The sequence below is a fragment of the Photobacterium swingsii genome (assembly GCF_024346715.1).
GTDB lineage: Bacteria > Pseudomonadota > Gammaproteobacteria > Enterobacterales > Vibrionaceae > Photobacterium > Photobacterium swingsii.
Genome location: NZ_AP024853.1, coordinates 16,574 through 29,241 on the forward strand (window position 1 = coordinate 16,574; position 12,668 = coordinate 29,241).

The 12,668-nt window shown below is 42.4% G+C and carries 11 protein-coding genes; 3 read left to right on the forward strand and 8 right to left on the reverse strand.

Annotated features, from left to right (window positions below):
* Window positions 1-113: 113 nt before the first annotated feature.
* From OCU77_RS17455 to OCU77_RS17485, 7 genes are all read right to left on the reverse strand, one after another.
* Window positions 114-1,241 carry a nucleotidyltransferase family protein gene (locus OCU77_RS17455; RefSeq protein ID WP_048900276.1) on the reverse strand — a complete coding sequence of 376 codons (1,128 nt, stop codon included), beginning with the start codon at window positions 1,239-1,241 and terminating at the stop codon, window positions 114-116.
* Window positions 1,171-2,169: an HprK-related kinase A gene (locus tag OCU77_RS17460; RefSeq protein ID WP_048900277.1), complete on the reverse strand. Its 999-nt coding sequence runs from the start codon at window positions 2,167-2,169 to the stop codon at window positions 1,171-1,173. The genes OCU77_RS17455 and OCU77_RS17460 overlap by 71 nt, the downstream gene beginning before the upstream one ends.
* Window positions 2,170-2,171: 2 nt before the next feature.
* On the reverse strand, window positions 2,172-2,516 hold the full coding sequence (locus OCU77_RS17465) for a hypothetical protein (RefSeq protein WP_048900278.1): 345 nt from the start codon (window positions 2,514-2,516) through the stop codon (window positions 2,172-2,174).
* A 28-nt stretch (window positions 2,517-2,544) separates the two neighbouring features.
* Entirely contained in the window at window positions 2,545-3,357 is an 813-nt protein-coding gene (locus OCU77_RS17470; RefSeq protein WP_048900279.1) for a hypothetical protein, read from the reverse strand.
* 153 nt (window positions 3,358-3,510) lie between these two features.
* Window positions 3,511-4,848: a PEP-CTERM-box response regulator transcription factor gene (gene prsR, locus OCU77_RS17475; RefSeq protein ID WP_048900280.1), complete on the reverse strand. Its 1,338-nt coding sequence runs from the start codon at window positions 4,846-4,848 to the stop codon at window positions 3,511-3,513.
* Between the two features lie 64 nt (window positions 4,849-4,912).
* Entirely contained in the window at window positions 4,913-6,985 is a 2,073-nt protein-coding gene (prsK, locus tag OCU77_RS17480) for an XrtA/PEP-CTERM system histidine kinase PrsK (protein WP_162845636.1), read from the reverse strand.
* A gap of 823 nt (window positions 6,986-7,808) precedes the next feature.
* Window positions 7,809-8,198, reverse strand: a complete 390-nt coding sequence (locus tag OCU77_RS17485) for a YgiW/YdeI family stress tolerance OB fold protein (RefSeq protein WP_048900282.1) — start codon at window positions 8,196-8,198, stop codon at window positions 7,809-7,811.
* A 192-nt stretch (window positions 8,199-8,390) separates the two neighbouring features.
* Here OCU77_RS17485 and cobU point away from each other — a divergent pair, with 192 nt between their 5' ends.
* The 3 genes from cobU (at window position 8,391) to OCU77_RS17500 (ending at window position 11,215) form a co-directional block, all read left to right on the forward strand.
* Entirely contained in the window at window positions 8,391-8,939 is a 549-nt protein-coding gene (cobU, locus tag OCU77_RS17490) for a bifunctional adenosylcobinamide kinase/adenosylcobinamide-phosphate guanylyltransferase (protein WP_048900283.1), read from the forward strand.
* 22 nt (window positions 8,940-8,961) lie between these two features.
* Window positions 8,962-9,609, forward strand: coding sequence for a histidine phosphatase family protein (locus OCU77_RS17495; protein WP_239686051.1), 648 nt, complete (start codon window positions 8,962-8,964; stop codon window positions 9,607-9,609).
* Window positions 9,610-9,718: 109 nt separating this feature from the next.
* The gene (locus OCU77_RS17500) at window positions 9,719-11,215 is read left to right on the forward strand and encodes a cobyric acid synthase (RefSeq protein ID WP_048900284.1); all 1,497 of its coding nucleotides are present in this window, start codon (window positions 9,719-9,721) and stop codon (window positions 11,213-11,215) included.
* A 111-nt stretch (window positions 11,216-11,326) separates the two neighbouring features.
* On the opposite strand, the gene OCU77_RS17505 is transcribed toward OCU77_RS17500, so the two are convergent.
* Window positions 11,327-12,418, reverse strand: a complete 1,092-nt coding sequence (locus tag OCU77_RS17505) for a YdcF family protein (protein WP_107303127.1) — start codon at window positions 12,416-12,418, stop codon at window positions 11,327-11,329.
* Between the last annotated feature and the right edge of the window lie 250 nt (window positions 12,419-12,668).

Here is a 12,668-nt window from a genome sequence, read left to right on the forward strand (position 1 = left end):
TATATTTCAATTTCTTACGGGTGATGTTCTCGATGGGAGGGAGTTAGATATAGAAAATGTATATGCTGAAATTAGAATTAAAAAAATAGATATAAATATCGAGAATGATGTTCTTAGTCGAACATGGTTTCTTCTTTTTTCTCTGGAAGCAGCTTTAGAAGCGACTTTTTTATAAGGTGGGGAATTAATTTATAAATGGGGAGGCGTTTAAAGTGGCCGCGTATATACAAAGTTGAAAGGGCACGATGATGGCCTGTATGGTGGTGAAGAGGATACATCGATGTAAAGGCATAGTAGAAAGCTGGTGCTGTTAAGGCAAACACCAACATATTAGGCTTATGCCTCATATAGTAATCTTTTACATGCTTGGGTATTTCGGTGTGATAAATCGATTCACTAAAATACAAAGCATAAAAAGTGCACTCTGCACTTCCTAATTGCTCTTGTATCGTAATGAGTTGCACCCAAAATGTTTCATCTGCGCCGAATTCTTTGATTAATAAGTGTATATCGAAAAGATCACGGATACCTTTGTGGTACTCACTCTCATAGAATAAGTGGATAGCGCTATGCAGTAATAATGCTGCTGGTGTGAGCGTTTTTGCTTTATTCTCACCAGAAAGTTGCTGGGTCTGTTGCAGTAAAAAGGCAGCTTCAGGTGATTGGCTTAAGCGTTTCGGTAAGATATTAAAGTGAACATCAAGTTCTGTTTGACGCGAAAAGTGCCGTAGAGGTGGGATTTCTTGTGACCATTCTCGATAAAACTTTTCGTCATAATCTGTGAGTGTTTTATGTGCCCAGCCATGTTCTGAAAGGGCGAGTTCAATCGTTGCTAGCTGCTCTTCTGGGACCAATATATCCACATCATTCATTAACCGGCCATAAAAAACAGGTAACTCAAGCATTTGATAAGCAGCCCCCTTTAAGTAAACCCAAGAGCAAGGAATATCTCTTAATGCTTCTGTAATGGCGGCATGCTCGATCGTTAACTGACGTTTTTGGTTTTTAAAAGAATACTCTGCCGATTGGATATGTTGTTTAACACGAAGGGGGAGTTGATACCAAATGTTGGCTTCTTCGCACACATATTTTAATTGCGCGAGCATATTAAAATAGCGAGCTTCCGCAATGACCTGTGCTTGTGCACGAGGGGAAGCATAAATGAGCTTTTCAGGTGATGTGAGCACATCCACTAGAGGCAGTGTTTCCACTTTGTTGGCTTGGGATACTGCTTCTTTCATCCAAGTACTCCTTGATAACAGACTCACACTCTTGAAAGTTATGATACTCAATAAAAATGGCTTTTGTTTTTTGTGCTAGTGCTTTTGCTGTCTTGAACCCTTGTTGGTTGAGTAGACCAAAGTTGAAACTGTTTTGAATGATTTCTGTTAAAGCGTGGCTTTGTGTCACTTTTTCAACGTAGCAAGGTTCTGTTGGTACATAACTTACGAAAACGAACAGTGCGGGGTCTGCAGTAAGCCGTGGAGGTTCTGATAAACGCGAACTGTGTTGGGCGAATTGATGAGCAACCATGGGCGCTTTAACTAAGCTAATTTTTCCTTTGTGTGTATCTTGAATAATAGGACTAAATTCAGAATGCGCATAATAATTACGCATTAAATCAACGGATTGATTTTTTAGATTAATTGGTCGACCCAGCCCATGTAATTGTAAAGTGTCAGGATCTATTAGTGCTAATTCATCAGACAGTAACTGCCAGCCATTAGCTGCTAAATAAGCGCAAAGCGTACTTTTACCTGATCCTGATGGTGCTGAGATAATGATCCCTTTGCCGTCTTTTTCAAGAGTTGCGGCATGGATGATTAAATATTGATGGGCATAGCTGGAGATAATCCAATTCATTCCCCATTCAAGCATGGCATTGGCTTGATTTAAGGGGAGAGGTTTAAAAGGTTCATGGTGATTGAACATGAATGTGGCTTGTTGCCTAAACCAACGTCTTATCCCTTTCCCATAACCAAGGTGAATTGTAAAGTCAGTGAATACAGAGTCATTGTCTTCAATCAGATTATTGCCGTAATGACTTTCAATATAACGCTGAACGTTGGGTATAGGACTAGAAACCGCCATGGTGAAAGGGCCAGTAACAAAGGTATAGTGCTTGTTTTTATGGGGTATGATTCTTTTTAAAAAATCGAAAATGGGCATGGCTACTCCTCGTTAAATATAGAGAAGTTGGTTTGGTTTTCAGTCTTCGTAAACGTAATGTTTTCAGCATGATCAAGTGAGAGTAATACTCGCATGCTAAGTAATTTTTTGATGATAATACATTGCTCATCATTCAACGCTAAGTTGGATGAAGGTAAGGCTGTATGACATTCAAAGTATGACTCTAATGTTTTGATGTAATCAAGTGCAGAGCACTCACACAGCAATGTTTCTGATGTGGCAGGGCTAAAAATCACCCCATTAATACCATCAGAGAAAGTACACTTTTTCGAGGTAAACATGGGGTGAAAATACACATGTTTTACAAGCTTTCCGGCTTTGGTCATAGCATTCCTTGCTATTGTTTTGCTGATATTAGCTCCAGCGTTTTAGATCTCGTACTAATTGAGTGAAAGGGCGATATATGCTCGCGAGATCCTTTTTCGGTCTATTGCCTTTGTTCAATTCATCCATGATCAAGTTAGCACTTGTCATTATGGTCTGAATAACTGATGTTTCTATTTGCTCTGGGTAATAGCTATAGCTAATTAAGCTAGGAGAAAAGTAGCTATTTAAATAAGCCGTTACCACTGTATTATGAAAACGTGGCGGCTCAAGAATGATGGTGAAATCATCCTTCCGTGTGCCTTGCTCTCGTGATGTTGGCTTGAAGGACAGCGCAATCTTGTATTTAGAGTTTGGTGCGTTTCTCAATGTTTGCTTAAATTTCGGATTGCTGCATTTACGAAAAGAAATCTTAAACATCCAACCTTTAGTTGGAGAGTAGCGCCATTGATTTAAAGGGCGTAAAAATTTGCCATTGAATGGAGAGTTACCGTTTATCCCTCCATTTTTCAAAGACTGGCGGAGTGGGTATTGTGGCGAATCTCGACGAGACTTTAATATATCTGCCCATTCGCGAGGGGCGAGTGGCTCTGTTATACAGTTTTGCGGGTTAGACGCATTGCCAGACATCATAATACTGCAATTTTGCCCTCCCATTCCATTCGCCCATGCTGTTGGGCTCTTTAGTGACAACAAAACGGGTGAAACGGCCGCAGAGGTACGTAGAAACCGACGACGTGAAAAACGTGAAGTTTCTTCTTCAGAAGATACGGTATGTAGATTTGCCGCTGAATCTTTGTGGTTAGCATCGGTGCTACTGTTTGTCTGATGCTCATTATCCATAACATCCCCCGAATGTCCGCTTGAGCGGTCTGAGTTAAGTGTCGATCCCAAAATTACAATAGGTGCAATTGATATTTTTTGTTATTAACAACGCAAATAGTTACTGTAAGTAAAGACGACAAAAACGAGATCGACAAGTTAAAGCAATCGATTTCATTTTTGAATCGTGTATTTATCCATTAATGAATATAACGTTGGGCGGGTAATACCCAGCATACTTGCTGTATTGGACATATTGCCGTTGCTCATCGAAAGGGCGCGGTGTACTGCGGCACGTTCTGCTTCCTCCCTTATTTGACGTAGGTTCAGGGCAATCTTTTCTTCATTTAGTGAGAAGAGCGCAAGGTCTTCAGGTGTGATCATTTTACCGTCAGCCATTATGGCGGCAGATTTCACTTTGTTTTGTAATTCGCGGATATTCCCTGGCCAATGGTGAGTCATTAGCGCATCTATCGCTTCGTCGGTGTAACCTGAAATATTCCGCTGAGTTTGTTGATTCGCAATGTGTAGGAAATACCTAGCGAGTAGCAATACATCTTCCCCTCGCTCGCGCAGAGGTGGAATATTAATGGTGATTTCACTGATACGGTAAAAAAGATCCTCACGAAATGTTTTATCAGAAACCATGCCTTGTAAATTTTGGTGAGTCGCACAAACGATTTTTACGTCAACGGGAATTTCTTGGCGACCACCAACGCGCTCAATGACTTTTTCTTGTAAGAATCGTAAAATTTTGGCTTGTAGCGGGTAGGGCATATCACCAATTTCATCCAAGAATAAGGTGCCACCATGGGCACATTCTATTTTCCCTTTAGTGGTTTTGTGCGCACCTGTAAATGCCCCTTTTTCAAAGCCAAATAGTTCACTTTCTAACAGCGTTTCAGGAATGGATGCGCAGTTTATCGCTATGAAAGGCTTATCATTTCTGGATCCTTTCTGGTGTAAGGCTTGTGCGATCACCTCCTTACCTGTGCCGCTTTCACCAAGTAATAATGTGGTAATTTCGGTGGGGGCTATGCGCTCAACCATACGGCAAACTTGCTGGATTTGAGGGCTAGTGCCAATGAAGCCATTCGCATCCAGTGAGGCGCTTTTCAACGCGGTATTTTCAGCTTCGAGTTTAGCGATAATGAAAGCTCGTTGAACAATAATATTGAGGATTTCATCGTCAATTGGCTTTTGGTAAAAGTCATGCGCCCCGAGTTCAATGGCTTTTAAGGCGTTTGTTTTATCATCATTGCCTGTAATAACGATCACTTTAGCAAGTGGGCAAAGGGACAGTATTTCTTGCAATGTCGCTAAGCCTTCAGAGGCATTCGTTTCATCAGGTGGTAGGCCTAAATCTAATGTAATTACTTTTGGTTCATGGCGGCGAAGTGCTGTAATAGCACTTTTTCTATCCCCTGCGGTAACCACATTATAATCAGTGAAACACCATTTTAATTGTTTTTGAATACCAAGATCGTCTTCAATGACAAGTAGTGATTCCATTCAGACACTCCCTAAAAATAAGTGGTGCTGTAAAAATGAGATGAATTATTCAAAGTATAGTGGCTTATTTCTCAATGACGGCCTGATTTTGCGTTATAGCTGGGATGTGAACGTGAAAACATGTTCCTTTTCCGACGCTAGATTCGACGTCAATATAGCCGCCAAGCTCTTCAATAAATTGCTTAGCATCGTATGCGCCTATCCCCATACCTGCATTCCCTTTTGTCGTATCGAAGGGCTTAAACAGCCTAGACTCAATAAATTCTTGTGACATCCCAGTACCATTATCTTTAATGCTAATGACAAAATAGTCTGATTTAAACTCAGTTATTACATTGACGTTGCCTTCTGGTTGGGTGGCATCCTGTGCGTTTTGGATAAGATGGCCGAGGATATTACTAAGGCGTTCGCCATCGGCAGAGAGACGATGATTAGATATTAAATGACTGGTTTCAGAGGGAAGGAACAGCGTTGGTTTAGGCATTGAGACGGCGCGACGTTCACAAACCGCCTGCAAGGTGTTGATCAGGTTTATAGATTGAGTCTGCTGTTTATCCAAACGTTTGTTATTGAGCTGATGAAGCACCTTATTTAGACGGCCAACCGCAGATTCAACCGTTTCAAAGGCATCGTCAATAAACTCAGGATTGTGTTTATGTTTGATGGCATTTTTATTGATGAGTTGAAGTTGCGCGACCACGTTTTTTAAGTCGTGGACTAAGAAGGCAGACATGCGATTGAAAGTATCAAATTGACGGCTTTCAGCGAGTTTTTGATTTGCATGGTGAACGTTGAGGTAGACAGAAAGCTGCATACTGATAGCACGCATCAGATCGCGGTCTTCCCAATTTAATTGGTCGGTCGAGGTTGGTTGAGATAAGAGATAAACGCCTTTAACACCAGTAGAACAAGTAAGGGGGACAACATAACTAAACGGATGCTCACTAGGTAACTGTTGTGGCTCAATGGCAAATGGGGTTTTCTCTCCACCATTTTTCAGTTGGGCGATATCAATAATCCATTGGTGTTCAACCGCATGATTAGCCAAGAGATCGAGTAGTTGTTGTGCGTTATGGTGATGTTTTTCTGTTTGATAGTCAGACTTTATTTTGAATTTGCCATTTTCTTTAATGGCTAATAAAGCCTGTTCACATCCAAAGGGACGCACCATCGCTTGAAGTGCACTGTCATAAGGCGAGCTTTCTTGGTTATCGAGTAATTCTGCAACTTTCATCCACTCGACGCGATATTCATATTTGTTGGCAAAAAAGTGCTTTGTAATGAAAACCTTAAGGTTATTGCGGAATGATTCTGATAAGAACAAACTCGCAAAAACAATACCGCTCAGTGCAAAGAATAGACTTTGAGCCAGTGATCCCCATGTTTGCCCTTGTATTTTGAGGTAATAGCCTACAATGGCCATGATCAACAAATAGCCACCAGCGACTAAGAGTAATGTGCTGTGATAAATCACGTCACGGGAGACATAAACACGGCTGCCCCAGTTTGAAACACGCCGCGCGGTTAATAAAATGAGGGGAATAGTGAGTACAGCGATCCAACCTCGGCCTACCCAAAAGCCTCGTTCTATCGAGTTTGTTAATAGTGCATCAGAATACAGTGCAAAATGGTAAGCAAAGAAAACCCCTAGCCCTAAACATAGCGGTTTTATTGTCCATGTTTCACTTCGGTGCGTGCGGCGGTATAGCTGTTCGGTTGCCCATAACCCAATAATGGCTTGGCCGAGGTGAAGCAGTAAAAACATTTTCAAATTTAAAATAGGTGAAAATATTCGAACAGCAGCTAAGGCTGCCATGATAAGAAGCGTTATTAAGAGCCCTTTATGCAGCGATGAAGCGATGGCGTGTGGCAGCGTTTGATGGTTAGACAGGCTTGATGTTAACAGCAGGAAGAAAGCAATATTTAAGCATGACTCTGTTAACAATACGGGAGCGATCCCCCATTGAGCCGTGAATTGGCTATAGGAAGTGAGGCTCCATAGCACACCACATAAGCAGATCAGGTAGAGTAATTTTTTCTGTAAACTTTGTTTTTTTGTTGTGAGCAATAAAAGAAAAAGGAAAACAAAACCAATACCTGAGAAGGCAAAGCCTACATTGCTAACGAGAATATTCACAATACGCATCCTTGCATTGATGATACTTAAGTGAAGCGAGGCAGATTAAACTGAGCGTGCAGATGGCTCCCTTTATTTATCATAGACAAATTACGCCATATGCTAGTGAGAAGATGAAAAGAGGGAGTGAGTCGTGACGGTTAAAGTATTGAGAAATAGTACTGAATATCACTGTGTGTCTTTGAAGGGGTGATCAAATGATCGCTGTGGCATGTTTTGTAGTGAACTTTGCTCACAGGCCCAAGTAACATCTTGTTCTGAAAAGATATTAAGTAGACTACTAAGCGCTGAACTGCATTCAATAGGCAATAAACTTGTAATAAATAATAGGACCGGAAGGCTATTAAGTGCCAATATGAATAAGAACTTGAGCATTAATCCCCCGATAAAACAGTTTGTTACCTAGTTAACAGCTGTAATTCCATGAAAGTTGAGCTCTTGTCGCTGTATGCTTTGTTATTCTACTTAAAGTGTATCTCTTAATCCTACTTGCGCTGGCTTATAGTTAAGACTGATGATAAAAGCATCAGCCCACCGTTTTAGAACAACTCCGATTCGCTAGTGAGGCAATTAATGAGAAACCTAAATAGCTGTTGCAAGCTCAATGCCATAAAAATAGGCATTTAAAATCAGATAATTAAACATTAAAAATATTCGAGGAGGGGCTGTGGTTGGTTTTGTTGTAAAGAAAACTGACAGAAAGAGTCTTACTTTTAGACCGTTTTTATCTCATGATTTTGCCACCTTATAGCAAGGTGGCAAAGTGCAGGCTGACTTCAGAGGCTGTTGCTATTCACAAAACTTAAAAGTGAGCGCGATGAAATTAAATGACTTGGATGCGATCAACTTCGATTTCTGGGGTATTTCCACCTTCGTATTCACCGTATAAACGTAGCTTTGTTTCTGCATTAATGGCTTGCGGCATGTGAATGTCGTCATCAAGCTCAACTTGGATTTCTTTAGTACCATCGCTAAAGATGTAAGTATCAGCATTGATTTGACGAAGCAGAACGCCTTCAACAACGGCTTTACGCTCGGTGAACATACTCGTGTCGTTTAATAGCTCTGAAACTGTCACAGTATCAATAGGGCCTGTGTAATTGATTGTTGCATTCTTATCATGGTCACCCGCTAAGGCAGCGGTTGGCGCTAGGATAAGTGCAGCACTGATAGCGATAACTGTTTTTTGTAGGGTACGTTTTGTGATGTTCATAATTTATTCTCCTTGGTTGATGTGTCTATTAAACAACAGTCAAACTGAATTAATGATGAGATGGGCATTCAGATTTCGTTCATATAAGACTTTTTGCACTTTTTTTAACGACAATAGTGGGGCTTACCTTCTCATTCATCGTTAAATCAATACAATAATCCCAGGATTTGAAATGAATAATGTTGGCGAACTGTGAGTAATATAGAGGCCCTTACTGGGGTAGAGTTGGTCCTTGGTGGGGCGCGTTCAGGGAAGAGTCGCTATGCGGAAGCCCAGTCAGTGGCGACAGGTAAAGGCGTTATTTATATCGCGACGGCGGGGGCGGGCGATGATGAAATGTCAGACCGCATTGCACGTCATCAAGCGCAGCGGCCCTCTGAGTGGATGACAGTTGAAGAGCCGTTAGATCTTGCTGCGGCTATTCGCCAATATAGCCAGTCTGACAATTGCTTGCTGGTGGATTGCTTAACACTTTGGTTAACAAACTGCTTATTTGACCCCAATAATGTCATTTCTTGGCAAGATAGGAAGTCTGATTTTATGGCAGCGCTGGCTGAAGCGCCTGGACGTATTATTATGGTCAGTAATGAAGTCGGGCAAGGTATTGTTCCGCTAGGAGAGGTGTCCCGTCGCTTTGTTGATGAAAGCGGTTGGTTACACCAAGAAATAGCAGCAGTCGCTGGGAAAGTTGTATTTGTGATAGCAGGCTTACCACAAGTGCTAAAAGACAGCACAGTTTAAGCCATAAGATAAAGAGATAACAATGTCAGCGACTAAAGCCAAAACAATGATGACACAAGTAGACGTATTACGTCATGGCTTACCTGAAGGCGCTGGTTGCTTGCGAGGGCATACCGATTTTGCGATAACCCCAACGGGGTTAAGTCAAATGCACCAAGCTATTGTGGATATAAGCCACCTTGATCAAATTGTTAGTTCGCCCCTACAGCGCTGCAGTAATTTTGCTTATGCACTTTCAACGTCAAGGTCGACACCACTCGCGATAGATGCACAATGGCAAGAGCTGGATTTTGGGGATTGGGATGGCCGACCGCACAAAGAGTTGTGGCAAACATACCAGCAAGAATTGGACTTGTTTTGGCGGGATCCTTGGCATAATACACCCCATCAAGGGGAAAGCTTGCCTGAGTTTGACCTTAGGATAATTCAAGCATGGCAGAGGCTATTGAGTGATTATCAAGGTAAGAAGCTTTTGTTGGTGACTCATGCTGGTGTTATGCGCCAGCTACTTCGTCATATTTTAGAAATGCCTCAGACAGCGAAGTATTTACAACGTTTGCAATTGCCTTACGCGGCACGCTTTCGCATCACTATTTTTCACGATGAAAACAATGAAGATTGGCCGCAATTGCATTGGCCTGTCAGTCAGCAGTTTGTCCATAGTGAGTGAACTCAATTGAAGAATGCACGTCTCTGTTTAGAGGCTGAAATGATTAATTGCTACGTATTACAGTAGCACCTGTGCCGAGTGATAGATGAGGCACAAAAAAGGATAAACAATGCAACCCACAATTAAAGCGGTAATGGTTCAAGGCACAACATCAGACGCAGGTAAAAGCGTATTGGCGGCTGGCTTATGCCGTGTCTTGGCGCGAAAAGGGATCAATGTTGCGCCATTTAAATCGCAGAATATGGCTTTAAATAGCGCCGTCACCAAAGATGGTGGTGAAATAGGTAGAGCGCAAGCGGTTCAAGCGCAAGCATGCCGTATTGAACCGACAGTACACATGAACCCTGTGTTGCTAAAGCCAAACACGGATATTGGTGCGCAAATTATTGTCCAAGGTAAAGCAATAACAGACATGGATGCGGTGAGTTACCATGGCTATAAAAAAGTGGTGATGAGTTCGGTGATGGAATCATTTGCTATTTTACAACATGAGCATGATACCGTTGTGATTGAAGGGGCGGGTAGCCCTGCTGAAATCAATTTACGTGAAAATGATATCGCGAATATGGGATTTGCAGAAGAAGCAGACATCCCCGTAATCATTATTGCAGATATCGATCGGGGTGGCGTGTTTGCGCATTTGTATGGCACCTTGGCATTGCTATCAGAATCAGAGCAAGCACGAGTAAAAGGTTTTGTGATCAACCGTTTTCGCGGCGATGTGAAGCTATTAGAGTCAGGTTTAGATTGGCTTGAAGAAAAAACAGGTAAACCTGTACTTGGCGTGTTGCCATATCTTCATGGGTTAATGCTTGAAGCTGAAGATGCCATTAACAGCCAACAAGTCGAAGCCGCTGACCAGCAGCTCAATGTTGTGGTGCCTGTGTTAACGCGCGTGAGTAATCATACTGATTTCGATCCACTCCGTATGCATCCACAAGTCAATTTACAGTTTGTCGGCAAAGGACAACCTTTCCCTGCTGCTGATTTAATTATAATCCCTGGTACTAAAAGTGTGCGTAGCGATCTGGCGTTTTTGCGTGAGCAAGGTTGGGATAAAAACATTGAACGTCACTTACGCTTAGGCGGTAAAGTCATGGGCATTTGTGGTGGTTACCAGATGCTGGGTGAACAGATTGCCGATCCTGAAGGTATTGAAGGGCCTGCAGGAGAAAGCGCAGGGCTTGGTTATCTCGCAACACAGACAGTACTAGCAAAAAACAAGCAATTAAAACAAACAACTGGCACACTCGCTATGCCAGAGCAAGCAACAGTACCTGTCCGTGGTTATGAGATCCATGCCGGTGTAACAACGGGGATCGCTGTTGATGCACCTGTCCAGTTAGCGGACGGTCCGGATGGACAGTTTGGTGTTGATAACCAAGTATTTGGTACTTATCTTCACGGGATTTTTGAGCAGCAAGAAGCCTGTGATGCTATTTTGTCGTGGGCAGGCTTAGAAGCGACGCAAACCCCCGATTTTGATGCGATGCGAGAGCAAGGCATTGATCGTGTAGCAGACACGCTTGAGCAGTATATGGACCTTGGCAAACTGTGGCCCGAATGGGCGGATAAGTTTGATGCTACATTAAGCCAAAATTACTAGCCACATCAATTATGAATTAATGATAGCGCTATCTAAACAGCAGAAAGCCTCGCTCAAGTGATTGATGCGAGGCTTTTTTGTTTATTGGTATAATCTGTCAAATAACGATACTTATCGTTGTTCTAGCGGGTATGAGCGGTAACTCCACATGCCATAAGTGCGCAGGGCATCACGGTAAATGCCTAACAACTCGCCTTGGCTTGGGACTTTTAAATCATCCAGTGGTTTATCTGCAGCAGAAACGGTATCGAATGTGATGTCTTTTGGACCCGTTTGCCAGCTCGCAATTTCAAACAATGTTTGACCACGGCGTACGTGGCTAGCTGAACTGATGATAGTCGCGTGATCGATATTGTGACGAGCAAGCGCATAGCTACTATAAAGAGCATTTTCAACTGTGCTGCGTGCATAGTTATCTTCAATAATGCGGTCTCGCGCAATGCCGTGATCAACCAACCAGTCTGCCATTAACTTGCCTTCGGTCTTGTGGTTTTTCGGTACGCCACCGGTTAGCACTATCATTGAGTTAGGTTGCTTCTTCGCAAATGCTAATGTTTTTTCTAAGCGTTGGATCAAAATTTCATGCATGCTGCCATCAGGGTTAAGCGCATAACCTAGCGTGATGATCGCCGTATTACCTTTGCGTTCTTTACCTAACGTTTCTTTCAGAGGCGTAGCGACAATGCGATTTACTGTATCAAAAATACGTTGGATATCAGTAGCACGGCCTTCGTTTAACGTTTTTAGGGTTTGCATATGCTTTTGCGATTCAGCTTCATTGCCATTGAAGTGTTGCCATACCGCAAGGTAACTATGCGCATCGACATCTTGTGGTGCGACATCTAGCACTTGTTCAAATAGATCGATAGCACGATCAGCGTTCTTGTTATAAATCTGAGCATTTGCAGCCGAGATCAAGAGATCTGTGCGGTAAGGCTCAAGTTGGTAGGCTTCAAGTAAGCGATTTGTCACGATCTCCATGTTACTTGGCATTTTTGCAGTAAAGCCAGCGTGTGAAATACGCGCGGGTGATTTAAATGCCGTGACAGCGTCACTTAATAGTTGATCGACCACTTGACGCTTGGAAGTGAACTGGCTGTATTCAACACTTGATTGAATACTTTCTTGAGGAGATGCAATAACAGTCGTAGAGGAGAAGCTAAGTAGGCCACCTAAGGCTAAAGCAAGAAGTGTTTTATTCATTATCAGCACCAATCAGGTTTGGTTTCGTTTTAGGTTTAATGCAGATGCAATATAGTTAATTTGTGTGGCGAAAATTGTGATGCGAGGCCAAATTTGTATGACATCAGAGTATGGTTTTTGTGCAAAGGTGCTAATTATGGGCGCAGAGTCTCACTCTGGCGCTTATGAATGGATAATTATGTGGTTGGAAATAGAGCAAGCAGTTAACAGATGCGATGAGGTTCAAATATCTCAGAAGTTAATGACTGCA